Source organism: Flavipsychrobacter sp. (genome assembly GCA_041392855.1).
Taxonomy (GTDB): Bacteria; Bacteroidota; Bacteroidia; order Chitinophagales; family Chitinophagaceae; genus UBA5543.
In genome coordinates this window covers 1,380,643-1,405,881 of the sequence record JAWKLD010000001.1, presented here as the reverse complement: position 1 = coordinate 1,405,881, position 25,239 = coordinate 1,380,643, and the positions used below count along the sequence as shown (strand labels likewise).

The 25,239-nt window shown below is 40.0% G+C and carries 27 protein-coding genes and 2 tRNA genes; 8 read left to right on the top strand and 21 right to left on the bottom strand.

All coding sequences use genetic code 11. From position 1 onward, the window contains the following. Window position 1 precedes the first annotated feature (1 nt). Complete coding sequence (locus R2800_06615; GenBank protein ID MEZ5016705.1) at window positions 2–988, bottom strand: hypothetical protein; 987 nt, start codon at window positions 986–988, stop codon at window positions 2–4. 118 nt (window positions 989–1,106) lie between these two features. Between R2800_06615 and R2800_06610 the strand changes: the two genes are divergently transcribed. Further along, window positions 1,107–1,856, top strand: a complete 750-nt coding sequence (locus tag R2800_06610; GenBank protein ID MEZ5016704.1) for a Bax inhibitor-1/YccA family protein — start codon at window positions 1,107–1,109, stop codon at window positions 1,854–1,856. A 54-nt stretch (window positions 1,857–1,910) separates the two neighbouring features. Here the strand turns inward: R2800_06610 and R2800_06605 are convergent, their stop codons facing one another. The 3 genes from R2800_06605 to ispF form a co-directional block, all read right to left on the bottom strand. Beyond that, entirely contained in the window at window positions 1,911–2,096 is a 186-nt protein-coding gene (locus R2800_06605) for a hypothetical protein (protein ID MEZ5016703.1), read from the bottom strand. An 82-nt stretch (window positions 2,097–2,178) separates the two neighbouring features. After that, window positions 2,179–3,975 (bottom strand): translation elongation factor 4, encoded by a 1,797-nt coding sequence (gene lepA / locus R2800_06600; GenBank protein MEZ5016702.1) that lies wholly within the window; start codon window positions 3,973–3,975, stop codon window positions 2,179–2,181. Window positions 3,976–4,041: 66 nt separating this feature from the next. Beyond that, window positions 4,042–4,521: a 2-C-methyl-D-erythritol 2,4-cyclodiphosphate synthase gene (ispF, locus tag R2800_06595; GenBank protein MEZ5016701.1), complete on the bottom strand. Its 480-nt coding sequence runs from the start codon at window positions 4,519–4,521 to the stop codon at window positions 4,042–4,044. 115 nt (window positions 4,522–4,636) lie between these two features. On the opposite strand from ispF, the gene R2800_06590 reads away from it, so the two are divergent. Together R2800_06590 and R2800_06585 are read left to right on the top strand one after the other, a co-directional pair. Further along, window positions 4,637–5,035 carry a hypothetical protein gene (locus tag R2800_06590; GenBank protein ID MEZ5016700.1) on the top strand — a complete coding sequence of 133 codons (399 nt, stop codon included), beginning with the start codon at window positions 4,637–4,639 and terminating at the stop codon, window positions 5,033–5,035. Window positions 5,036–5,066: 31 nt separating this feature from the next. Then, window positions 5,067–5,558 carry a hypothetical protein gene (locus R2800_06585; GenBank protein ID MEZ5016699.1) on the top strand — a complete coding sequence of 164 codons (492 nt, stop codon included), beginning with the start codon at window positions 5,067–5,069 and terminating at the stop codon, window positions 5,556–5,558. A gap of 28 nt (window positions 5,559–5,586) precedes the next feature. Here the strand turns inward: R2800_06585 and R2800_06580 are convergent, their stop codons facing one another. From R2800_06580 to R2800_06535, 10 genes are all read right to left on the bottom strand, one after another. After that, a complete protein-coding gene (locus R2800_06580) occupies window positions 5,587–5,976 on the bottom strand; it encodes a DUF6331 family protein (GenBank protein MEZ5016698.1) in 390 nt (129 codons plus the stop codon). A gap of 376 nt (window positions 5,977–6,352) precedes the next feature. Next, window positions 6,353–8,011, bottom strand: a complete 1,659-nt coding sequence (hutU, locus tag R2800_06575) for a urocanate hydratase (GenBank protein ID MEZ5016697.1) — start codon at window positions 8,009–8,011, stop codon at window positions 6,353–6,355. A 97-nt stretch (window positions 8,012–8,108) separates the two neighbouring features. Beyond that, on the bottom strand, window positions 8,109–9,083 hold the full coding sequence (locus R2800_06570; protein ID MEZ5016696.1) for a c-type cytochrome: 975 nt from the start codon (window positions 9,081–9,083) through the stop codon (window positions 8,109–8,111). A gap of 108 nt (window positions 9,084–9,191) precedes the next feature. After that, entirely contained in the window at window positions 9,192–10,709 is a 1,518-nt protein-coding gene (locus R2800_06565) for an FMN-binding glutamate synthase family protein (protein ID MEZ5016695.1), read from the bottom strand. Window positions 10,710–10,790: 81 nt separating this feature from the next. Further along, window positions 10,791–11,708, bottom strand: coding sequence for a phosphoribosylaminoimidazolesuccinocarboxamide synthase (locus R2800_06560; GenBank protein ID MEZ5016694.1), 918 nt, complete (start codon window positions 11,706–11,708; stop codon window positions 10,791–10,793). Window positions 11,709–11,857: 149 nt separating this feature from the next. Continuing rightward, window positions 11,858–12,931 (bottom strand): Glu/Leu/Phe/Val dehydrogenase dimerization domain-containing protein, encoded by a 1,074-nt coding sequence (locus R2800_06555; protein MEZ5016693.1) that lies wholly within the window; start codon window positions 12,929–12,931, stop codon window positions 11,858–11,860. A gap of 60 nt (window positions 12,932–12,991) precedes the next feature. Beyond that, a complete protein-coding gene (gene pdeM / locus R2800_06550; protein ID MEZ5016692.1) occupies window positions 12,992–13,630 on the bottom strand; it encodes a ligase-associated DNA damage response endonuclease PdeM in 639 nt (212 codons plus the stop codon). 26 nt (window positions 13,631–13,656) lie between these two features. Next, on the bottom strand, window positions 13,657–14,079 hold the full coding sequence (locus R2800_06545; protein ID MEZ5016691.1) for a hypothetical protein: 423 nt from the start codon (window positions 14,077–14,079) through the stop codon (window positions 13,657–13,659). A gap of 10 nt (window positions 14,080–14,089) precedes the next feature. Next, on the bottom strand, window positions 14,090–14,608 hold the full coding sequence (locus tag R2800_06540) for a biopolymer transporter ExbD (protein MEZ5016690.1): 519 nt from the start codon (window positions 14,606–14,608) through the stop codon (window positions 14,090–14,092). 76 nt (window positions 14,609–14,684) lie between these two features. After that, window positions 14,685–15,758, bottom strand: a complete 1,074-nt coding sequence (locus R2800_06535) for a rhodanese-related sulfurtransferase (protein MEZ5016689.1) — start codon at window positions 15,756–15,758, stop codon at window positions 14,685–14,687. A gap of 105 nt (window positions 15,759–15,863) precedes the next feature. On the opposite strand from R2800_06535, the gene R2800_06530 reads away from it, so the two are divergent. Together R2800_06530 and R2800_06525 are read left to right on the top strand one after the other, a co-directional pair. After that, window positions 15,864–16,337 carry a hypothetical protein gene (locus tag R2800_06530; protein MEZ5016688.1) on the top strand — a complete coding sequence of 158 codons (474 nt, stop codon included), beginning with the start codon at window positions 15,864–15,866 and terminating at the stop codon, window positions 16,335–16,337. Continuing rightward, window positions 16,334–16,819 carry a hypothetical protein gene (locus R2800_06525; protein ID MEZ5016687.1) on the top strand — a complete coding sequence of 162 codons (486 nt, stop codon included), beginning with the start codon at window positions 16,334–16,336 and terminating at the stop codon, window positions 16,817–16,819. The genes R2800_06530 and R2800_06525 overlap by 4 nt, the downstream gene beginning before the upstream one ends. 1 nt (window position 16,820) lies before the next feature. Here the strand turns inward: R2800_06525 and R2800_06520 are convergent, their stop codons facing one another. The 6 genes from R2800_06520 to R2800_06495 form a co-directional block, all read right to left on the bottom strand. Next, entirely contained in the window at window positions 16,821–17,054 is a 234-nt protein-coding gene (locus tag R2800_06520; protein MEZ5016686.1) for a PspC domain-containing protein, read from the bottom strand. A 111-nt stretch (window positions 17,055–17,165) separates the two neighbouring features. Then, a complete protein-coding gene (locus R2800_06515) occupies window positions 17,166–19,430 on the bottom strand; it encodes an aconitate hydratase (protein ID MEZ5016685.1) in 2,265 nt (754 codons plus the stop codon). Window positions 19,431–19,644: 214 nt separating this feature from the next. Beyond that, window positions 19,645–21,075, bottom strand: a complete 1,431-nt coding sequence (locus R2800_06510) for a Glu/Leu/Phe/Val dehydrogenase (protein ID MEZ5016684.1) — start codon at window positions 21,073–21,075, stop codon at window positions 19,645–19,647. Between the two features lie 21 nt (window positions 21,076–21,096). After that, window positions 21,097–21,315, bottom strand: a complete 219-nt coding sequence (locus R2800_06505; protein ID MEZ5016683.1) for a CcmD family protein — start codon at window positions 21,313–21,315, stop codon at window positions 21,097–21,099. Continuing rightward, window positions 21,308–22,006, bottom strand: a complete 699-nt coding sequence (ccsA, locus tag R2800_06500) for a cytochrome c biogenesis protein CcsA (protein ID MEZ5016682.1) — start codon at window positions 22,004–22,006, stop codon at window positions 21,308–21,310. Before ccsA ends, R2800_06505 begins: the two co-directional genes overlap by 8 nt. Window positions 22,007–22,046: 40 nt before the next feature. Next, entirely contained in the window at window positions 22,047–22,700 is a 654-nt protein-coding gene (locus R2800_06495; protein ID MEZ5016681.1) for a heme exporter protein CcmB, read from the bottom strand. 144 nt (window positions 22,701–22,844) lie between these two features. Between R2800_06495 and R2800_06490 the strand changes: the two genes are divergently transcribed. From R2800_06490 to R2800_06480, 3 genes are all read left to right on the top strand, one after another. After that, a tRNA-Gly gene (locus R2800_06490) sits at window positions 22,845–22,917 on the top strand. Between the two features lie 65 nt (window positions 22,918–22,982). Then, window positions 22,983–23,068 (top strand) — tRNA-Leu (locus R2800_06485). Window positions 23,069–23,235: 167 nt separating this feature from the next. Beyond that, on the top strand, window positions 23,236–24,078 hold the full coding sequence (locus R2800_06480) for a hypothetical protein (GenBank protein MEZ5016680.1): 843 nt from the start codon (window positions 23,236–23,238) through the stop codon (window positions 24,076–24,078). A gap of 306 nt (window positions 24,079–24,384) precedes the next feature. Here R2800_06480 and R2800_06475 read toward each other — a convergent pair whose 3' ends face one another. Then, the gene (locus R2800_06475; GenBank protein ID MEZ5016679.1) at window positions 24,385–25,182 is read right to left on the bottom strand and encodes a hypothetical protein; all 798 of its coding nucleotides are present in this window, start codon (window positions 25,180–25,182) and stop codon (window positions 24,385–24,387) included. Window positions 25,183–25,239 lie beyond the last annotated feature (57 nt).

Genomic DNA, 25,239 nt, shown 5'->3' with positions numbered 1-25,239 from the left:
TTTAGTCTTCTTTTGTATAATAGACTATAGCTCTTTTTCGTAACGCCATGAGTACACCTTGTTGAGATATGGTTTGTGTTATCCAGCTCTTTTGTTGGTCATGGGTGTATTGGTAACTATTTTCTGTTTTTATATCATTAGAGAAGTTGGTCTCTTTTGTAAGCTCGTTTTGTTCGTTATAAGTGTTGGTTTGGTATAGGGTTGTCTTTTTGTTAGAGTCTAGTATAGTTTGTTGAATAATATTGCCATCTTGGTCATACAGATATGTGAATAGCGCTCTGACCTTACCATCTGTAGCATAGTCATAAAGATTTAGTCGGGTAATAGTGTCGTTTAGAGTATCTCGTAAATATTTCTGCGAGTTGAGTAGCTGCATCGTTGCTCCTCTGTACTCTCTTTCTTTCAACTGGTCTTTACTGTCATAACTTAATCTTATGAAGTTTTGCATGACATTGTCCTCATCTTTTATTTTTATGTTGAATACCTGACCATCTTTATAATAGAATAGAGTGGTAGATTCTAGTTTCCCTTTTTTGTCTTGTTGTACGAGTTCAGAAAGAAGGTTGTCGTTATTGTAGTGTAGTCGTTTTATAGATACGAGATGCTCATTTATATAATGCTCAATAGTATAGATTTTTCCTGTAGAGGTGTATTGATAGTCAGTATGGTTGCTATGGTTTACTTTCCCTCTGTTGTTATAAGTTAGATTGCGCTCTTGGGTAAGATGTCCCAGAGAATCAAACTGCATCTTGTTTTCCTCTATTAAGGTGTAGGTGGTGTCATTTTTTGTAAGTGTATCAGTAGAGCCACTTATTGCTATACTATAGTATTGCTCGGTCATTTCTTTTGCCACACCCTTCAGCGCAAAGCTTTCGCTATTTTTTGGAGTAGGTAGGTCGTCGTGATGCTGCGCTATTACCGGAGCTGATAATAGTACCAGCAGGGTAGGTAATGTTAGTCGTAATAGGAAGAAATTGCTATTGCTCATTGTGAGGAATTTAACGGTAATGTATTAGAATACCAACCCTTGTTTTTTATGCACTTTAGCAAATGGTTAATACAATAACCCTTATCTTTATGTTCTAAAATTTTAGAATAAACCTGATATGGAAGATAATAATCAATACAGTGACTATACTGTTTTAAGTGGGGAGGCTGGTACTCGCCCTCTTTCCAAAACATTTATGGCAAATGTTTTTCTGTGGATGTTTGCTGCATTAGCAACTTCCTCATTGTTTGCTTTCCTGTTTGCTAATAATGCAACCCTTTTAAGCTTGCTTATTAACCCTGAGACGGGTGGTATGACTATGTTGGGGATGATAACCATGTTTGCTCCATTGGGCTTTGTATTATTGATGTCTTTTGGGTATAACAGGCTATCAGCAATGGCTATGATGGTTATATTCTTGTTATATGCCACTGTTACAGGTATTTCATTAAGTTTTATCCTGCTAGTGTATACTGCTAGCTCGGTTATAGGGTGCTTCTTGTCTGCTGCCGCTATGTTTGGAATAATGGCAGTGATGGGGTATACTACTAATCAGGACTTGACAAGCTTTGGCCGTATACTACGTATGGGGCTTATCGGTATAATTATAGCAATGATCATCAACTTCTTCTTAGGTAGCTCTCAATTAGAGTACTTAATTAGTATTGTAGGTGTTGCTGTATTTACCGGTCTTACTGCTTATGATGTACAAAAGTTGAAGTATATAGGTATGGGTATAGAACAAGATGGTGGCGTAGCTGCTGTAGATGTAAAGAAAATGGCTATCTATGGTGCACTTACTTTATACTTAGATTTCATTAACCTGTTCTTGTTCTTACTACGCCTTTTTGGTGGAAGAAGAGACTAGGTATAGTTGCATGATAATATTGAAAAGCCTCGACTAATTGTCGGGGCTTTTTTATTACCTGTTAAGCGCATCAAAAGAACCTTCAATGATATCTTTAGACATTTCTTCCTCTTCCTGCTCCTGTTGTTTCTTTATGCTGTCAGCAGTAGTGCTATCTGTATGGCTTGTTGGTTCTTGTGTCGTATTGCTTCCACAAGCTGTGAAGAATAGCATAGCAACTGCTACTATAATGTATCTCATATTGGGTAATGATTGTATGACAAACATAAAGTAAAAAGCCGACTACATTATGTAATCGGCTTCTTATATAAATTCAGTTGTATTAATCGTCTAGCTTCAATACTGCAAGGAAGGCTTCTTGAGGTACTTCCACATTACCTATCTGACGCATACGCTTCTTACCGGCTTTTTGCTTTTCTAGTAGCTTACGTTTACGGCTAATGTCACCACCATAACACTTAGCTGTTACATCCTTACGCATAGCAGAGATGGTTTCACGAGCTATAACTTTAGCACCTACCGCCGCTTGTATCGCGATCATGAACTGTTGACGTGGTAGTAGCTCTTTTAGTTTAGAGCATAGCTTACGACCAAAGTCTTGTGTACGACTACGGTGTATCAATGCACTCAAGGCATCCACTTTCTCACCATTTAGTAGTATATCCATCTTCACGATGTCACTCTCACGATAGTCTAGTGGTTGGTAGTCAAACGATGCATAACCACGAGTAGCAGATTTTAACTTGTCGTAGAAGTCGAATACGATCTCTGCCAATGGTAGCTCAAATACCAGTTCTACACGAGTAGTAGTAAGGTAAGTCTGGTTGATGAGTATGCCTCGCTTGTTCAAGCAAAGGCTCATGATATTACCAATATAGTCGGGTAAGGTAATGATCTGTGCACGAATGAAAGGCTCTTCAGCTCTGTCTAGCTTACTAGGGTCTATCATCTCGCTCGGGTTGTTTACAGTAATCGCTTTGTCCTTCTCACGAGTAGTATATGCTCTAAAACTTACGTTGGGTACAGTAGTGATTACCGTCTGGTTGAACTCACGCTCTAAACGCTCTTGGATGATCTCCATGTGCAGCATGCCTAAGAAACCACAACGGAAACCAAAACCCAGTGCTTGAGAAGTTTCCGGCTCGAAGGTAAGAGAAGCATCGTTCAGCTGTAGTTTCTCCATGCAGTCACGTAGTTCCTCAAAGTCGTCCGTTACTACAGGGAAGATACCCGCAAAAACCATTGGTTTTACCTCTTCAAAACCACTTACGGCTTCTTTGTGTGGATTGGCTACAGAAGTAATGGTATCACCCACCTTTATTTCTTTAGCATTCTTGATGCCCGTGATAATGTAACCTACATCTCCTGTTTTTACAACATCTCTAGGCGCAAGACCCAATTTTAATATACCTACCTCATCAGCGCCATATTCCTCATCAGCATGGTAGAATTTGATTTTTTCGTTCTTGTGTATGCTACCATTAATGATACGGTAGTAGGCTATCACACCACGGAATGGGTTGAATACACTATCGAATATCAAGGCTTGTAATGGAGCATCAGGGTTGCCCTTTGGTGCTGGTACACGCTCTATAATAGCGGTTAGTATATCCTCAATACCTATGCCCGACTTACCACTAGCGTGGATGATTTCCTCAGGTTTGCAACCTATAAGGTCTACTATTTGGTCAGTCACCTCTTCTATCATCGCACCCTCCATGTCTATCTTATTGATAACAGGGATGATCTCCAAATCATTATCCAGTGCTAAGTAAAGGTTAGATATCGTTTGTGCTTGTATCCCTTGTGAGGCATCTACTAATAGTAATGCTCCCTCACAGGCTGCCAGTGCACGAGATACCTCATAAGAGAAATCTACGTGACCTGGAGTATCGATAAGATTAAGTGTATATGTTTCATCGTTGTGAACATAATCCATTTGTATGGCATGGCTCTTGATGGTGATACCTTTCTCACGTTCCAAGTCCATGTCATCCAATACCTGGCTTTGCATCTCTCTGTCAGTAACTGTTTTGGTGTGTTCCAACAGTCTGTCTGCCAGCGTGCTCTTGCCGTGGTCGATGTGCGCAATAATGCAGAAATTTCTAATGTGTTGCATACCTAAATTGAAGAGGGCAAAGGTACAATCTTTCTATGGTATACAAATAGGTATATTAATTATGTTTTAGCGTTTTTCTAGCAGCACATTGGCGGTAGCTACTACACCCTCTTCCCGACCTATAAAACTAAGGGTTTCGGTAGTGGTGGCTTTGATGGATACATCTGTTATTTCTAACCCTAGGATGCCAGCAATGGTTTCCTGCATTTGAGGAACATAAGGGCTTATTTTAGGAGCTTGTAGTAGGAGTGTACTATCAATATTCACTATACCATAGCCTTTCTCTTTTATCAGGTCAAAGCTCTGTTTGAGTAGTATTTTACTGTCTATACCTTTAAGGCTAGGGTCAGTATCGGGGAAGTGTTTGCCTATATCGCCCAAGCCCAATGCGCCCAACATAGCGTCGCAGATGGCGTGTAGCAATACATCGGCATCAGAATGACCAACTGCACCTTTATGGTGAGGGATATGGATACCGCCCAACCAAAAATCACGACCTTCTTCCAACTGGTGAAAATCTATCCCTTGACCTATTCTGAATGACATATGCTAACTTTTAAGGATAGCAAAGAAACGAAAAATATACCTCAATGTGGTTTTGTGTCATATGGGTAATAACTTTACTGTGAGGATTGAATGATTTTCAAACAATACTATGAATATGAAAAACTGGTTTTGTAAGCTCTCTCTACGTAGCCTTTTTCTATTGGATGCTGCTGGGGCATTATTATCATTGCTAGTATTGCTATTGGTGGTTTTGCCATTTCAGCCAATGTTGGGTATATCATATGATACCATTCACCTACTGGCAATTGTTGCTGGTTTTTATTTTGTGTATTCTATTTTGGGTTATTTATTCCTTCATAAAAAAGGGATGATTTCTCTGAAAATAATAGCGGTGCTCAACTGCTTGTATGCACTGTTTATAGTACTGTTATTGTTTTTTGAATATAGCCACCTAACCTTTTGGGGTGTTTTGTATATGTTGGGCGATGCAGCAATTGTATTGACCATAGGCGTAGCAGAACTATTGTATACAAAAAGAGGTAAGGCTGCATAAATGGTAGCCTAAGGAATACTACTTTTACGTTATGGAACAATACACACTGGGAAAGTCGATATGGAAGGTAGAAGACTATGAGGATATGAGCTGGCAAGATGCCAATGTATATGCCATGTCTTTTGTGAAGGATGCTGAAGAAGCCCTAAGTGGCAACTTGGTACTGGATATTGACTATATATTTGAGTGGGTGGACAATGACGATACTGAAGAGCACTATAGCTTTTGGGTAGCACCTTGTACGCTGGTGTTTAGCAATGTGCTGAACTTTAAAATGAGTATAGACAAGACAGAATACAATCTGGACTTAATAGACATCGCTGATATTCATTTACTTGAAAAGACACCTGTAGAAGAAGGTGGCTTTTGGTATAGCTGGCAGATAGAACTGGCTGACGGCGAGATAACCTTTAGCAGTGAAGATATGTACCAAGTAGTACGACAACAACCTATATATACTGATAGTCAAGTACTAACCCTTGAAGAAAGGGGAGGGGTATCTTTTAGTGTGGTGCCAATGTAGAACTGATGTATTATTATTGTAATGGTATTTAGTTTTCGCTTAGTGTATCTATTAAGTGGTCTAGAAGTTGGAGGAAAACACTTTTTAGGATGAAGTGATTTAGTATTCGTGATGATACTACAGCCTTTGTTGTTGCTTGTGTTATTTCTTTTAAAGAGACTAGTTGTTTGACTAATTTCATTTTATCAATCTCATTAATTGCCTCTTTGATATTTTCTGTAGTGAAATCATATGCTTGTATTCCACAGCACTCGGAATCGCATTTTGTCATTAGGTTGTTCCAAAAGGGTTGCATTGCCTTTAACTCTTGTTCTATTTCCAGCCTTTCGTCAGCCTTATCAGCACAATCAATCCACCTTATCCATTCTTTATCAGCTATGTAAATGTCGTTTTTATGCTCCCTTCTAATGTATGCCATACATGAATTTATGAAAAAAATATAATGTGTATAGGTGAAAAACTCCCCCCTCTTTCTTTTTACTTCAAAAGAAAGAGGCAAAGAAAATCGCCGATAATTTAGTACGCCAAAATTATCGTGGTTTATCTATTAAGCATTAGTACTACTGTGCTGCCAAGCTAAGTATTTCTATTAGTTATCATCGTGCTTTGAAGCTGTTCAATACAGTAGTGCTTAGTTGCATCAAGGTACATTCGAAACCGTTGGAGTTTTAGGTTTCGTGCCTTTTCTTTCGTTCTTTCTTTGGGTATGCAAAGAAAGGACAGTAATAACTACTGAAATAAAAAAGAGCTACCACATTTCTGTAGTAGCTCTATATCTTGAGTGAGATAAAGTATTAACCCCAAATATTCAGTCCAAATTTATTCGCATTGTCCGTAGCTTGCTGGTAGCCTGCATCGTGGTGGCGAAGTACGCCCATAGCAGGGTCGTTATGTAGCACACGTCTGATGCGCTCTGCTGCATCTTCAGTACCATCTGCCAATATCACCATACCTGCATGTAGCGAGTAGCCCATACCCACACCACCACCATGGTGGAAAGATACCCAGCTGGCACCACCAGCAGTGTTAATCAATGCATTCAAAATAGGCCAGTCTGCCACGGCATCACTACCATCTTTCATAGCCTCTGTTTCACGGTTTGGAGAAGCTACCGAACCACAATCCAAGTGGTCACGACCAATAACAATTGGTGCTTTAACCTTACCATCACGTACCAGGTCGTTGAAGAGTTGCGCCGCTTTTTCACGCTCGCCCATACCCAACCAGCAGATACGGCTTGGCAAGCCTTGGAAGGCAATACGCTCCTTTGCCATATCCAACCAGCGTATCAAGCCCTCATTCTCAGGGAAGAGTTCTTTTAGTGCTTGGTCGGTAGTGTATATATCTTCAGGGTCGCCACTCAAAGCTACCCAACGGAAAGGCCCTTTACCATCGCAGAATAGCGGACGGATATATGCAGGTACAAAACCAGGGAAGTCAAACGCATTCTCTACACCACGCTTGTCCTTAGCTTGTCCGCGTAGGTTGTTACCATAGTCGAACGTAATAGCACCACGCTTCTGAAGTTCCAGCATTTGGCGTACGTGCTTTGCCATAGTATCTAGCGAGCGGGAAGAGTACTCCTCAGGGTTGCTCTCACGTAGTGTATTGGCTTCTGCTACGCTTAGCCCTTCTGGAAAGTACCCAATCAACTCATCGTGTGCCGATGTTTGGTCAGTGAGTGTATCAGGAGTGATGTTTCTATCAATAAGTCTTTGTAGTAGATCTACCGCATTGCAACATACCCCTATAGACACAGCCTGCTTATTTTCTTTAGCCTTCAAAGCCCAGTCTATTGCCTCGTCAATATCGTGGGTGTATTTATCCAAGTAGCGTGTTTCTATACGCTTTTGTATACGCCATTCTTCCATCTCGGCAGCTAGGCAAACACCCTCATTCATCGTAATAGCCAATGGCTGAGCACCACCCATACCACCAAGACCAGCTGTAACATTCAAAGTGCCTTTCAATGTACCATTGAAGTTGATATCAGCCAGTGATAAATAAGTTTCGTAAGTACCCTGTACAATGCCTTGAGAGCCAATATATATCCAGCTGCCAGCAGTCATTTGTCCGTACATCATCAAGCCCTTAGCTTCCAGCTCACGAAAGTGCTCCCACGTAGCCCATTTGCCCACAAGGTTACTATTAGCAATCAGTACACGAGGTGCGTTTTTATGGCTACGTAGTACGCCCACAGGTTTACCACTCTGTACTAACAAGGTTTCGTCTTCTTCAAGATTTTTTAAACATTCCAGTATCTTATCAAAGCTCTCCCAGTTGCGGGCAGCTTTACCAATACCACCATACACCACCAAGTCTTCAGGGCGTTCTGCCACTTCGGGGTCAAGGTTGTTCTGTATCATACGGTAAGCCGCTTCGCTCACCCAGTTCTTACAATTCAGCGTAGTGCCCGTTGGCGACTTAATTACTCTGCTTGTTGTTTCACTCATAACTATAATTCTGAACAGCAAAAGTACAAAACGCCAGCCAACTGAGGAAGCAGTATAAAACTTGTTGATGGGGGGATATGCTGTAACAGCGTAACACCTACTTTTTCACAAACTTCACCACCGCATTATTAATAGGTTTTACCGTTTGCAGGTAGTCGTATATAGCCTCTAGGTCGCTATCTTTCATTGTGCTATACATCATCCACGGCATAATGGTATTGAAGTCGGTAGGTGCTAGCGTGGGCGAGTGGTAATTAGAGTCTTGATATTGCTTGAACTTGTTGACAAACATAGCCTTATCCCATATACCTAAACCCGTTTCGTGTGGTGTAATGTTGGGACTGGTCAATGTACCGAAAGGCATATCAAACACTCTACCCCCTGCAAACATAGAGTCGGGGATGATCTGCCCATCCTTTACAGGTGTATGGCATTCGGCACAGCCAGATGCATTGGTCATATATTTACCATAGGCAACAGTATTGCTTGGGGCAGGTACACTTGGGGCAGGTGTAGCCTCAGCAGGTATTAGCCTCATAATAATATTGAATGGAGGGTCTACCTCACGCTCCGGCACTTCACTAGCTATAGCTGGTAGCGAGCGCACATAGGCTATAATAGCATGTATATCTTCTTTAGCCATACGGCCATAGTAGTGGTAGGGCATAACAGGGAAAAGTGGTTCTCCATCTTTATCCACCCCTGTGGTGATGGCACGGTATAGTTCACCGTCCGTCCAGTTACCTATACCATGTGGTGTTATGTTTTTAGAATAATACACACCGGGAAAACCCATAGTGCGGTCAAAACGCTCTCCACCAGCCCCTAAAGTACCTTCCTTAAGTGGTGCTGCATATAAAGACCAGTCGCGGGTAGAGTGGCAGTCCATACATACACATACAGAGTTGGCCAAGTAGCTACCACGTGCTATTGTTTCAGGAGTTATTTCTACTGTAAGGTCGGGCGCATCGCCTACATTTGGTTTGAAATTCATGATGTAGCCATATACACCAACAATAATGAAGACGATCACTAGAACAATAATGCCTAGCCATTTCAATGCCTTTTTCATATGAGTATCAATTAGGGGGTTAACGACACTCACAAAATATAAAAATATTACATATAATAAAAGTAGCTATCTATAATTTCAGGAAATGTAACGTGTAAAAGTGTAACACTACTTATAAGAAGGGTGGTCTGTGAGTATATCCGGGAAGTATTTATTAGCTAGTCCTTCAAACTCATTGCCCTTCATAAATATGTCTATGGTTAGGTCGTCTAAATTCTTGCAACCAGCTGCAGAGAGTAGTTCCATAGCGGCGTGTATGGTATTCTTATGAAAATGATAGGTGCGTTCGCTTTTGTCTTTTACCACTAAGCCTTTCATCAGCATCTTGTTTTGTGTAGCCACACCTGTAGGGCAGTCGTTACTATTGCAGCGTAGTGCTTGTATACAACCCACGGCAAACATAAACCCACGAGCAGCATTACAAAGGTCGGCTCCGAGTGCTAAATGTTTTATCAATGTATTGCCCGATAGTATTTTTCCGGATGCAATGATCTTGATGTCTTTTCTCAGGTCGTAGTGCTCTAGTGTTTGGTGTACAAATATCAGTGCTGGCTGTAAAGGCATACCCACGCCGTCGGCAAACTCCATGGGGGCAGCACCTGTACCACCTTCTGCACCATCTACGGTGATGAAGTCGGGTAGAATGCCTGTACTGCGCATTGCTTCACATATATCTCTAAACTCGTCCGTACGCCCTATACATAGTTTGAAGCCAACGGGCTTACCACCACTAAGTTCACGCAGTTTTTTTACAAAATGTAGTAATCCAGTTACATCAGAAAAAGCTTTGTGTGATGGTGGAGAAAGTACTACGGTATTGGGCTCTATCATTCTTATACGGGCTATCTCTTCCGTGTTTTTTTTAGCAGGCAATACTCCACCATGTCCAGGCTTAGCTCCTTGAGATAGTTTTATTTCTATCATCTTCACTTCGGGGTAGTGTGCGCGTACTTTAAACCCTTCTTCGTTAAAAGTTCCATCTTTATGTCGGCAACCAAAGTAGCCAGTACCAATTTGCCACACTAAGTCGCCACCCATGCGGTGATAGTCCGATATACTACCTTCTCCCGTATTGTGATAAAACCCTCCTTTTTTAGCACCCAGGTTTAATGCCTCTACTGCATTTTTACTCAAGGAGCCAAAACTCATAGCAGATATATTGAGTATAGAAGCACTATACGGCTGTTTACAATCCTTACCACCAATAGTAACGCGTGGTTCTTCTTTTAAAATTTCAGCAGGAAAAATAGAATGTTTAATGCCTTCATACTCTGTTTTGTTCAAGTCGAGCTGAGTACCAAAAGCACGAGTATCTTGTACATTCTTGGCACGTTGGTAAGCTAAAGCCCGCTCTGTTTTAGAGAAAGGTCGTCCGTTGGTATTGCTCTCTATAAAGTATTGCTGCAGCTCGGGAGATATAGATTCTAAGATATAGCGCATTCTACCGATCAACGGATAGTTCCTTCTTATGGCATGCTTGTGTTGTATAGAGTCGTACACGCCTAATAGGAATAAGGCACCTACAATACCCATCATCCAAAAGGCTGTGGGGTAGGGCTGCATGTATACAGAAAAAGCTGCTAATAGAACTATTGGGATGCTAATGTAATAGAATAATCTGCGCATGAGTGTCATTGTTTATGCTAATGCAAGGTACATGGATTGCATAAAAAAAGCTGACCGAAGCCAGCTTTTAACAAAGTGTTTTTATAGTGCAGCTACGGCTGCGTTTAGTCTGTTGAGCCATTCTTCTTCGCTTAGTTCTTCCTTCTCAAACTTTTTGCCCGTCACTTGCTCATACAGTTCCACGTATCTTGCAGATATATTATTGACTACTTCATCGGTCATTTCAGGAATAGTTTGTCCATCCTTTCCTTGAAAGCCATTGTCCATTAACCACTCGCGAACAAACTCTTTAGATAGTTGTTTTTGAGGCTTGCCAGCGTCTTGTAGTTCTTGATAAGTGTTTAGGTAAAAGTAGCGCGAGCTATCTGGTGTGTGTATCTCGTCTATCAGGTAAATGGTGTCACCAATTTTACCAAACTCGTACTTAGTATCTACTAATATCAGTCCGCGGCTTTTTGCTATTTCCTGTCCGCGCTGAAATAGTGCACGTGTATAGTTCTCTAATTGTGTGTATTCAGCTTCGCTAACAAGTCCCTTAGCGATAATGTCTTCGCGGGAGATGTCCTCATCGTGCCCCTCATGTGCTTTGGTAGTTGGGGTAATGATCGGTTCAGGGAAAAAATCGTTTTCCTTCATGCCCTCGGGTAGTGCCACACCGCAAAGAGTGCGTAAGCCGCTTTTATAGGTGCGCCAAGCATGGCCTGTAAGGTTGCCACGTATTACCATCTCTACAGGGTAGGTATCGCATTTACGGCCAATAGTTACATTGCCTAAGGGTACGCTTACTTTCCAATTGGGTATTATATCTGCAGTTGCATCTAAAAACTCGGCGGCTATTTGGTTCAGTACCTGTCCTTTAAAAGGTATAGGGCGTGGTAGCACCACATCGAATGCGGAGATACGGTCGCTTACCTTCATCACCAAATGCTGATCGCCTATGGTGTATACATCTCGAACTTTTCCTTTGTAGTAGTTGGTTTGCCCCTGTAGTTGTAACATATAAATGCTTTGAATATAGTATCGTTGTATTGAGGGCAAAAGTAGTAAGAAAAAGGGGGATTTAGTATGCAGTTTTTGATAGGTAGTTACAAACAAAAAAGCCCCACCATAACGGCAGGGCTTGTATAAAACAAGTTGTTTCAGCTTTATTATAAACGAGCTTTCACATTAGCTATATCGCTAAGACGCTTCTTAGCTATCTTCATAGCAGCTGCTTGAGTGTGTAGATTCTCAGCATCTGATAGCGCAAATATCTCTAAAGTACGGTCGTAGATCTTTTCTACCTGTCCGTTCACTCTGTCTATGTTATAGCCATCTAGCTCTGCACTTACGTTGATCAATCCGCCTGCATTGATCAAGAAGTCAGGCGCATAGATAATGCCTTTTTTCATCAACATTGGTCCATGCTCATTTTCTACAGCCAATTGGTTGTTTGCCGCACCCGCAACAATAGCACATTTCATTTTGCTAATGCTGTCGGTATTCAATGTAGCTCCTAGTGCACATGGTGCATAGATGTCCATATCCATATCAAATATGGTGCTGTTGTCTACAATAGTTACAGCAGGATATTTCTCTTTAGTTTCTTTTAGTTTGCTCTCGCTAATATCAGCAATAGATACTACAGCGCCAGCATTTACTAAATGCCCTACCAAGTATTGACCAACATGGCCTACACCTTGTACTACTACTTTCTTGCCCGATAGGTCATCATTGCCCCATACTTTCTTAGCAGAAGCTTTCATACCTACAAATACTCCATAAGCTGTGAAAGGAGAAGGATCCCCACTACCGCCCATAAACTCAGGAACACCTGTTACGAATTCTGTTTCCATCGCAATGAACTCCATATCACGTGCAGATGTGTTCACATCTTCAGCAGTATAGTATTTACCGTTCAGGCTATTAACGAATTTTCCATAACGTCTCCATAGTTGCTCTGATTTAATTTGCTTCGCATCACCTATGATAACTGCTTTACCACCACCAAGGTTCAAGCCACTGATAGCTGCCTTGTAGGTCATACCACGGCTAAGACGTAGGGCGTCAATAATACCTTCTTCGTGTGTGTTATAGTTCCATAGACGCGTACCACCAAGGGCTGGTCCAAGTGTTGTATCGTGTATTGCAATTATGGCGTTAAGTCCGCTATGTGGATCATGACAGAATACGACTTGTTCGTGTTCCATCTCTTGCATGTGGTCAAAAATAGATTGCTGCATGTAGTAAAAATTAGGTGGCAAAAGTAGTGAAAAGAGATGATTTTTTGGGATTTATTTCCCCTATTTCCATTTGATGATATTATCGCCTGTTATTATATACAACTGCTTATAATCCTTTTGGTTGATGGTATGCCTACCGGTAAATTTCCCCAAAGCGGGTAATAACAGACTTTTTTCGCTGATGCAGAAGCAATCGGTACGAACGGTTGTTCTGCCCTTTAGCGGTATTTTCAACGCGGGGTGTATATGCCCATGTAGTAGAAAGCCTTGTGGCGTATCTATCTCATCATGTGCTATGGTGAAGGGGGCAATATTTAATACCTCGTCGTGTAAGGTAATATTCCAATTGGTATAGCTATCTCTGGGTAGTATATCATGATTCCCATTAACAAGATCTATAGCTAAAGCTTGATGTTGGTTGCGCCAATGAGAGAAGGAGTCTGTTTCCTTGTTGGGTTTGCTATGAAACATATCGCCCGCTACAATGAGTCGGTCAGCTTTATAGGTATGGATTAAATCAGACAGTATTTGCTCGTCCGTATCTTGAGTGATGCTAGGTATGGCAATACCATTTTTACGGAAATGCCCCGTTTTACCCCAGTGCATATCGGCTACTATAAGTGTGCTTTCCTTAGCCCAGTATAGCGCTCGTTGTGGTAGTAGTGTTATTAGTTCGCCTTGTAAATCTATCTCTAGCATGGGAGTATAAAGATAAGACTACCGTATTATAGTTTGGCTTTTACTAATGCTTCTTCTTCCTCTTCTATTTTTGTTATAGAAAATGATTTTATCCAGTTGAATCTAACTGTAGAACTTACTTCTTTTATGACTTCTGGTGTTGCTTCACTATATGGTTTGATATAAATGTTGTGTCCCAAAGTTATTCGAGGGTCTAGGTTCTTTGGTTCATAGACTCCTTTCTTCCAGTTGCTGACCAATTGGTCAAGTGAATCATTAGGAATAATATGTAAATCAATAGTTGAACCTATGCCACATATATAATATGCCGTTCTTAAACTGTCTATAGGTATCAAAACCATACTGCCAGGGAAGCCAAGCCGTGCTGTAGCTATGCTGCTAGTAGTTTGCTGTGCATTGACTATAAAGCTATTGCCAATCATAAGCAGTAGTAGGAAAAGATGTTTCATTGATTTAAAGTTACAGTTTATCGTTTATTAAAGTTTCTTCCTGCAATGACAAGTCTGCCATAGTATAGATCTGTATATCATGAATTTTCATCTCATCGAGCACTGCTACCATATCTGCATAAGTGCTACTCTTGTGTGGTTTAATGATCACTTGTAATTGATGCGCTTGCTTGGAGAAACTGTTAGGCAGTGCTTTTAGCTCCAGTTGTTTGGTAGGTAATAATGTTCGCAAAGTAGCAAAGTCGGCTGTGCAGAGGTCTTGTTCCGTAGTTAAAGCCCCGTTATAAAAAACGACCTTATGGTTGTTGATGGGTATGATAGTCATAGTGCTCGTATCAGTATAAGCAGTAGTAGTTTCAGCAGGTTCATAAGGCATGTTTAGGGTTAGTAGGTTAGGTTGGTTCATTGTAGTGGTGTATATAAAGAATGTGATCAGTATGAAACCAAGATCCACCATTGGTGTTAGGTCTACATTTGGAGCTCTTCTTCCACGTCTGTTGGTGTTGTCTTTAACTTGTAGGTCAGCCATAGTATAGTGTTTGTTATAAAGACGAGGCATTAAGCATATTCCACAAAAAAGCCCCCTGTGAAGGAGGCTTAATGTTTTATTGGTTTTGTCTGTTAGTTCTATCAGCTTTCCATTGCTCACGATGTTTGCGTAGCGGATGGTCTTTAGATTTATTAAAAATCTTTTGTCCGTTTTCTCTACCTGCACGGCGTTGTCTTTGTTCGTCTTCTGGTAGGTTGTACTCTTCCTGACAGTCGGGAGAGCAACAACCTTGTAGGTCAGTGGCACAGTTGTCGCATTGTATAAAGAGTAGGTGGCAGCCATCGTTTTTACAATTGGTATGACTGTCACAAGGGGCGCCACAAGTATGGCATTCTGCAATTACATCATCAGTAATGCGCTCACCCAGTCTATCGTCAAACACAAAGTTCTTACCAATGAATTTTACAGGCAGGCCTTGCTCTTTAGCCTTACGTGTATATTCTATAATGCCACCTTCTACATGGAATACGTTTTTGAAACCATTATGTAGCATATAGGCACTCGCTTTTTCGCAGCGTATACCTCCCGTGCAGTACATGATGATATTCTTGTCTTTATTTTCCTTGAGCATATCTACAGCCATAGGCAGCTGCTCGCGGAAGGTATCAGACGGGACTTCTATTGCATTTTGGAAATGACCTACTTCATATTCATAATGGTTGCGCATATCAACCACTATAGTGTCGGGGTCTTCCGTTAGCTCGTTAAATTCGTTGGCCTTGAGGTATTTCCCCTTTTTGCTCATGTCAAAACTAGGGTCGTCAATACCATCGGCAACTATTTTGTTGCGGACTTTTATTTTCAATACCCAAAACGATTTTCCATCATCATCCACGGCTATATTCATTCTAATACCTTTCAGGGCTATATCAGAACCGTATAGTGCATCTCTAAATGCTTCATAATTGCTTTCAGGTACGCTTATCTGTCCATTGATACCTTCTTCGGCAAGGTAGATGCGCCCAAACACTTTTAAGGGCTCAAATAGTCGCCACAGGTCGTCACGAAACTGCTGCGGATTGCTAATGTGGAAATACTGGTAAAAGGAGACTGTAGTACGCGGCTCGGTTTCGGCATACATACGTTGTTTCAGCTCCTCATTCGATACTCGGTTGTGTAACACTGGCATGGTGTACTCCTTTCTTTTTATGAGAATTAAATAATGAAAGCAAAGATAAGAAATTGTCTAATCCGTTTATCTTGTTTTATATTTAAGCAACACATTTTTTAACTGATGAAGTATTTGTTTGTTCTTATCTCATTGTTTGTTGCTACATTAATAACCCATGCCCAACCCAAACCCGTGGAGATGCGTATGTTGCAAGACCACTATTTTGCAGGTGATGAAAGCCTGTTGGAGCAAGGATTGAATACCATTGTGCTTACCAGTCGCAAGGAGTATGAAAAATATTTTGGTACTACTTCAAGACCAGACACGCCTCATTTTAGCAAAGAGTGGATGCTTATACTCGTACTGCCTACTACCAAATACGATGCAAGTCTTGTTTTTGAAAGAGTGTCTGTAAAAGCGGGAGACTTTATGGAAGTGTATTGCAATGTAGATACTAAAAAGAAAAAGCTCACTTACGACCATAATCCCCTTGCCGCATGTGTGGTACCAAAGCAAGAGAATATCAGTAAAGTAGATTTTTATAATAGGAGGAAAGGGCTACATTTAATGAGTACAGTAAACATTAGACAAAGATGACTTTGTTGAAGAATAGTTGGTTGTTCTTCTTACTGCTATTTGTGGGGTGTAAGAGCAGTAAGAATGCGAGCCAAGAACCTCAAGTTGTAACCATGACTACTTTAAGTAGTGGCTATTTTTTAAGGAACGACATTATACTCAATGATAGAATACACTGTATGGTAGCTACCAGTCAATCAGACATTGATGAATATTTTGGCTATGGAGCAGTAATGGGGGATAATCATATGCGCCCCGACTTTGGTAAAAACTATGTGCTGGCCATGGTGGTAAAAGCTCAAAATAAAGTAGTAGAGTTAGCCTTTCAAAAAGTTACGTTGCATAAAGGTAACTTGAGGGTACAATGCCTTATTAATGAAAAGAATGAAGACTTGGGATACGAAGCAACACCCGTAATTTTAGCTACAATAAAGCGAAGCGCTAAAATTAAGACCGTGTCTTTTTATGATAAGGAAAGACTGATAAGAAGGGTAGTGATGTAGGTTACATCCACCTTACAGGGTTTCTTCTGCTCAATCCCATATAACGTTTCATGTTCATCCAAAAGGCGAGTATCATGTAGATGATAATGGGGGAGCCTAGTGTGAGAAAAGAAATATAGACAAACCATAAACGGATACGGTTGCTACCTATGCCTAGGCGGTCGCCTACAGCAGCACATACGCCAAAGGCCTTCCATTCTATAAACTTCCTTACTGCAGAGATATGCTTGTACATGGTCTTAAAAATAAAGAATTTATTAGATATCCTTTATTAAGGTTTTCTAAAAGGCATAAAAAAGCCCGTAACGAATACGGGCTTTAAATTTATATGTTGCAGTATTGTTGATTACTTACCAAACTCTTCACGGATCACGTTTAGTGCACCACCTTTTACAAACCACTCAATTTGTTGTTTGTTGTAAGTATGGTTCACTTGTATTTCATCCTTAGTGCCATCAGCATGGTTCAATACAACTGTAAGCGGTTTACCAGGAGTAAAGTCAGTTAATCCTACTATATCAATAGCGTCGTCTTCCTGTACTTTATCATAGTCAGCCTTATCAGCAAACGTAAGACCTAGCATACCTTGCTTTTTCAGGTTAGTTTCGTGGATACGAGCAAAGCTCTTCACGATAACCGCACGTACACCTAAGTGGCGAGGTTCCATTGCAGCATGCTCACGAGAGCTTCCTTCGCCGTAGTTCTCATCACCTATTACCACGCTACCTATACCAGCTGCTTTGTACGCACGAGCGGTATCAGGCACAGCGCCATATTCGCCTGTAAGTTGGTTTTTTACCTTGTTAGCTTCTTGGTTGTATGCATTGATAGCACCAATAAGCATATTGTTAGAGATATTATCTAAGTGACCACGGAACTTCAACCAAGGACCTGCCATTGAGATATGGTCTGTAGTGCACTTGCCATGAGCTTTTATCAACAGCTTCATGCCTTTAAGGTCTGTACCTTCCCAAGGAGTGAATGGTTCTAATAGTTGTAAACGGTTACTGTCAGGGCTTACTACTACTTGTACATTGCTTCCGTCTTCAGCAGGAGCTTGGTAGCCTGCATCTTCTACTGCAAAACCTTTAGTTGGCAGCTCAAGACCTTGAGGCTCAGCTAGCATTACTTCCTCACCATTCTCGTTAGTCAACTTATCAGTAAGTGGGTTGAAGCTCAAGCTACCAGAAATAGCATAAGCAGTAACAATTTCAGGAGAAGCTACGAAAGCGTGTGTAGATACATTACCATCGTTACGTTTAGCAAAGTTTCTATTGAAAGAAGTTACAATAGTATTCTTACGGCTAGGATCGTCCATATGACGTGCCCACTGTCCTATACAAGGTCCACAAGCGTTAGCCAATACAATACCTCCCATTTTATCATAAGTGTTCAAGAAACCGTCACGCTCAATAGTGTAGCGTACCATTTCAGAACCTGGAGTTATTGTAAACTCACTCTTAGCTTTTAGGCCTTTACTCATAGCATCTTCAGCTATAGAAGCAGAGCGAGAAATATCTTCGTAAGAAGAGTTGGTACAAGAACCAATTAAGGCTACCTCTACTGCATCAGGCCATCCGTTAGCTTTTACCGCCTCAGCCATTTTGCTGATAGGTGTTGCCAAGTCCGGAGTGAAAGGTCCGTTTACATACGGCTCTAGCTCATCTAGGTTTATCTCAATTACTTGGTCGTAGTATTTAGCAGGGTCTGCATATACTTCCTCATCACCACGTAGGTGCTCTCTTACACCTTCAGCTAGGTCTGCAACATCAGCACGGTCAGTACCACGTAGGTAGTCTGCCATTTTATCGCCGTAAGCAAATAGAGAACAAGTAGCGCCTATCTCCGCACCCATGTTACAAATAGTTCCTTTACCAGTAGCACTTAGGCTATCAGCACCATCACCAAAATATTCAACAATAGCACCTGTTCCACCTTTTACAGTCAGGATACCTGCTACTTTAAGAATTACGTCTTTTGCTGATGTCCAGCCATTCATTTTGCCCGTAAGCTTCACGCCAATTAGTTTCGGCATTTTCAGCTCCCAAGGTAGTCCTGCCATTACGTCAACAGCATCAGCACCACCAACACCAATTGCTATCATACCCAAACCACCTGCGTTAGGTGTATGACTATCTGTACCTATCATCATACCTCCAGGGAAAGCGTAGTTCTCTAATACTACTTGGTGAATGATACCAGCACCAGGCTTCCAGAAGCCAATGCCGTAACGGTCAGATACAGAAGATAAGAAGTCGTATACTTCTTTGTTTACATCATTTGCAGTAGCCAAATCAGCATCAGCACCTACTTTAGCTTGTATCAAGTGGTCGCAGTGTACAGAACTAGGAACAGCTACTTGGTCACGACCACATGTCATGAACTGTAGTAGCGCCATTTGTGCTGTAGCATCTTGCATCGCCACACGGTCAGGTGCAAAGTTTACGTAGTCTTTACCACGCTCGTAAGCAACAGTAGCAGGGTCGAATACGTGAGAGTATAATATTTTTTCAGCCTGAGTAAGCGGACGACCAAGTAGGTTGCGTGCTGCATTTACTTTTTCAGGAAGTTCTTGGTAAACTTTTTTGATGAAATCAAGATTAAACGCCATGCAAAAGGTGGTTTGTATTGTGATTATAATTATTTCTAAGTCCCGCGAAATTATTCAAAAACAAAGACATTAGAAAATGAAAACTATAATGAGTTTCTAGAATGCTATCGTGTTTGACTATAATAGGGTGCAAAAGGCTGTAGGAAAGTGCTGTAAACAACAAAGGTTACCTCATATGGGTAACCTTTGAATATATCATTTGTAAGACAGAATACTATGGGAAGATACCAAGCTCCTCGTAAGCCACACCTACTTTATTGATAGCAACTACAAAAGCAGCAGTACGCATATCAGGTATGTTTAGGTCGTTCATAGCTTCCCTGATCTCGTGGTAAGAACCTATCATAGTGTCTTCCAAGCCAGAGTAGATAAGGTCAACCTCATCAGGACCATGTAAGATCTGCTGACGCTCAATATCTGAAACTTTCTTTCCTGTTAATTCTTCTACTGAATTTAATATAGTAGTGTTTTGGTTTTCGCTGAAACGCTTGTCAATACGGCCAAAACGTACGTGACTTAAGTTTTTCAACCACTCAAAGTAAGAAACCGTTACACCACCTGCGTTTAAGTACATGTCAGGTATGATCATGCAACCTTTTTTCAATAGAATATCATCTGCATCAGGAGTAAGAGGACCATTTGCCGCCTCACCAATGATCTTAGCTTTAATTCTATCAGCGTTAGAAGCGTTGATAACATTCTCTAGTGCAGCAGGAATAAGTATATCGCACTCTTGTTCAAGAGTTTCTGCACTATTCTCAATATTAATTGCACCCGGGAAGTTCAAGATGCTTTTAGTTGCTTTTCTATGCTCTACAACCTTGTCTAGGTCTAGACCATTTTCATTATAGATACCTCCTTCATATTCTGCAATACCTACTATTAGAGAACCAGCCTCATGGAAGTATTTAGCAGCGTGGTAACCCACATTACCTAATCCTTGAACAATAACTTTCTTTCCTTGAACGCCTGTAGTTAGTCCAAGTTTGTCCATATCTTCTTTAATACTGCAGGCTTCTTTAATGCCATAGAAAACACCAAGGCCAGTAGCTTCAGTACGTCCTCTTACACCACCTTGGGTAATAGGTTTTCCCGTAACGCAGCCTAATGCATCTACTTCTCCAGGTTTTAGAGAAGCATATGTATCAGCGATCCAACTCATTTCGCGAGCACCTGAACCATAATCCGGAGCAGGAACATCGATACCAGGACCAATAAAATTCTTTTTAACTAGTTCAGAAGCATAACGACGAGTAATCTTCTCCATTTCAAATGGATTGTATTGTCTCGGGTTTACTTTTATACCACCTTTTGCACCACCAAATGGTACGTTTACAAGGGCACATTTGTAAGTCATTAATGCGGCAAGTGCCATTACTTCATCCTGATTTACATCAAGACTGAAGCGTATCCCTCCTTTACAAGGTAGCTTGTGGTGAGAGTGTTGTACACGATAGGCTTCAATTACTTCGATCTTTTCCCCAATACGCACAGGGAATTTCATTCTGTATACAGAATTACAAGCTTTTATCTGCTCTAGTATACCAGTCTCAAAGCGAGTGTATTTTGCAGCTTTATCAAAGTTGCTTTCAACGCCTTCAAAAAAGCTGTAGTGAGTTGTTTCGGCAGTTACGTTCTCTACCATAGAGTTATTATTATAATTGAATTAGCTGTTATTGTTATTCTCTAATTTTTTAAGTTTCCTATCTATTCTTATTAAGAAAAAGATAATTCCAGCAAAGATAGTGGCTAATACTAAAACTACAACGTATATTTTTCCATCTTTTCTCATCACGTCCGCCATTTCTGGTGTCGATTCCTGAGCTAAAGCTAGTACAGATGTAAATAAAGTTAAAAGTGTAAGTAAAAAGAAATGTTTACGCATTATTCATCTTTTTTTCCAAATCAATTAAAAAGGCATTTTCTTTTTTATAGATAAACAAGCTATATCTTATTCTTAAGTTGGCAATCCACAAACCCAGTAAGAACCAGCCAATGACCGCGGGGTAGAAAACCATACGCATTTTACTGTTTAGATCGTAGGCGTTGAAGCCGGGGTTACCTCCATTACCTGGGTGTAGAGAATCTACCATTCTAGGTAATACAAATATAAGCGGTATCATAAGCGCAAAAGCAAAGATGTTGAATACAGCACTTATTTTAGCTCTTTTCTCATCATCTTTTATGCCACTACGCAATATGAGGTAAGCAAAGTAGATAAGCATGCATATAGCAGTTCCTAGTTGTTTAGGATCATTACTCCATGGTTCTCCCCAGGTGTATTGCGCCCATTCCATACCAGTAACCATGCCTAGGATGCTGAAGAAGATACCCACCTTTGTGTACTGTGCCGATCTAATATCGCTAACAAGATTCCCTTTAAGTAAGTAAACAAGCGCATGATAGAACGCAACACCGAACAGCAATATCATTGTAAACCACATAGGTACATGATAATAAAGATTACGGATAGTTTCGTTCAGTATAAAACGTGCAGGAACGGGTAATAGTAAACCTCCAATTATAGCATAGGCTAAGAGTGCAACACATAGGATTTTCCACCAAGACTCACGCATAATTGTATTGATCTGTTTTTTGCAAATGTAGTAGATAATATTATTCTTGCCACAGAAAAGGGAATAGTATTAATCCTAATATGATAGTAAGTATACTTAGTGCAGCAAGTATAAGCGCTAAACTCCACCATCCGGGTTGATAAACATCGGTAACGGCTTTTAGTGCAAGCCTGCTCAGTATCATTAATATAGGTGTAACAATAGGGAAGCCTAATATAGCCATTAAGGCAGCATTTTGCTGTGCTCTAGCAGCAATAGCCGATAAGAAGGTAAATACTACAGATAAGCTAATACTACCAAGCGCAGTAACTAGTACAAACAAGCCTGTTTGAACTATTGGGCTACCAAGCATAATATTGAAGAGTAGTAGGCTGACCAAACTCATTAACAGTAACAATACTGTACTGTATACCATTTTGGCTATAAAGAAATAATCAGGACGAACTATTGTATTATAGTATCTAAAGCGACCAGTAGACTCTTGTAAGAAACTTTTGGCTACAGAATTGACCGCAATGAATAATTGTGTGATCCAAAATAGAGCATTCCAAATGCTAGCCTGAGGCTGTCCCGACATCATGTAGACAACAAATACCGTAGTACTCACATAGAGTAGAACACCATATAGCGTATGTTTTTGCCTCCATTCTATAAGTAGATCTTTACGGATAAGTGAGGCTATTTGGCTAAACATGGACACAAAAGTAAGTCTATTATATTTTATGAATTCAATATTCTGCACGGGTAAAGGTATATGAGAAAAATAAAAATTTCTTCACCTGCTTGTATAATTGTGAGAGTACTGTATCTTTGCAGTCCCGAAGTTCTTAACACATATGCGGAAGTAGCTCAGCTGGTAGAGCATCACCTTGCCAAGGTGAGGGTCGCGGGTTCGAATCTCGTCTTCCGCTCTAAAGAAATTCCAAGCCCAGTGTTTGGAATTTTTTGTTTGCACAACATATGCTAGTGCATGGACGCCCTGGTGGTGGAATTGGTAGACACGCAGGACTTAAAATCCTGTTTGCAGCAATGCGAGTGCGGGTTCAAGTCCCGCCTGGGGCACTCAATTAACAGTATGAAAGTCGCTACTAAAGCGACTTTCGCTGTTTTTAGAACTTACTTAAGAAATCTAAGTGGACAAGAAGGCGGACAAGCATAAAACTCTACCACAATAATATTTTAGCTATAACCTTTTGATATTTATTATATATTTATATTAATATCACTCCATGAATGAAAAGGCCATATTATACTTTATAGGTGCAATACTTTCTTTGATGGGTGTTTTGTCAAAATTAAAGTATGAGAAAAATGAAAAAACAAATATTCTAGCTCAACCTTCTAAGTTCCCTCTTCGTTTAAGAAAAATATTATTGCTATTCAACCTATGGGGTTGGTTGTTTCTATCGCTATCAATAGTTGCATTTATCTTAGGTTATATTGTATATAATAAGGATTTAGTAAAGCAAGATGAATTAGATAAAATTCGAAAAACTAAGGATAGTATACAAGCTGCATTTATGGGGGTAATTACTTCGTTAGAAGCCCAGCAAAACTACAAACTTGATAGTTTGGGTATTAAGCTGAATTTAACTCATAAAGATGTTTTAGAAATTAATTCAGAAGTTGAAAAAAAGGGCAATACACTACAATCTTTAGTTGAGCTTGATAATGACAAAATAAAGTATCAGACTAAGGATAATGAGTTGATTATTGAATTACCAATAAGTAACAGTGGTAACGTTATAGCAAACAATATCAATCTTAATGCCTATATCATATTGACAAAAGATAATCGTGTTCTATATACAGCAGTTGTAGGTAAGCTAAAAAACATTAGTATTCCTCCTAGGTCAACTGTAAGGATTGGAGGTTCTAATGAAAAATGGATATTGCCAGAGCATTATAAATTACATATGTGTGTAATGGGTACTTATGAAGATTCATATTCAAAAAAAGTAAAAAATATATTAGAGTTGGTTGCATATAATAGAATTAGAGATAAATGGTACCTAGTATTAATAGAGGAAGGTAATACTTATGTCAGTTATCTAAAAAACTACTACAAATAGATAGTTTGCTTCTCTATTTATCTCTTAGTGAAATAAGTAATAATTCAATTGCTGTAAAATTTAGACAATAATACGGACATATATTTGGGCAGATAGGCGGACAAAGAAACAGACAAGGCACATTTTACTTTTAGGCGGACAAGCAGGTGGACAAGGACAACCAAAAAGAGTTTTATTATTTAAATGTTTATTTGTAGATAACTCAAAAACAATGTATAAGACATGAAAAAAAATGATAGTAAAAAAGGGGGTAGGTTCAAGTCCCGCCTGGGGCACTCAAAAGCCGACTCATTAGAGTCGGCTTTTTTATTTTATAATTCTTGTTCGGTGATTGTAAAGTCTATTCGTTTCAAATTTATCGGTTAGCGATATTGAAACATATGGTCCCATTCTGTTCCAAAAATGTTCCCACCATTTCACCAGCAATTCATCAACTTGTGATTGTAGCTTATAAGGGCATCTGATCAATATGTCTACAGGGTGTATTTGGTCTTCACTATTGGTGTATGTATCTATTTTTAATGACGTCTCATCGTTTAGGTGACTTGAAAATATCAAAAGCTCTCCATTGGGGTTGTCAATATTATTTTCAATCAAATTGTCAACTTCGTCAAAAGAGAAATTCTTTATTTCCAGTAACTCAATGATTTCTTGCAACTCCTTAGAATAAATAGAGATGCCATCATCGGTAATAACAGGGTGGAAATAGTCGAAGTTCACATAGTCCTGTTCTGAAAAATTGCAAGCAAAGGCTTTAAATTCTTCTATTAGTTGAATGTCTGTAGCATTGCAGTTTTCGTGTATTAAATCTAATATTTTATTGTCTTGTAGTTCTTTGTTTGAGAGGCTAAAGCCATTCTTGTCAAGCGCAGTATAATAGCTCAAGTGCCAAAAGTAATTGTTCCATGTACGATTACATTCAGGCATGGATAGATAATGGTCGCTTCTTATTTTTTTATATAGCTCGTCATCAGAGAATATGACTAGGTTCTCAAATAGGTGTAGCTGTTTTTTATCAAAATCGTACTTGTTGGTGTGCTCTTTTAGTAGTTGAGTGTATTCCGTTTTTATAAAGTCGAGCTGTTTCTCTGATACTATTTTCATTCTAGGATTTTCTATGCAATATGATGTGATGAAAATACTTAAGTTTCATGATTAATC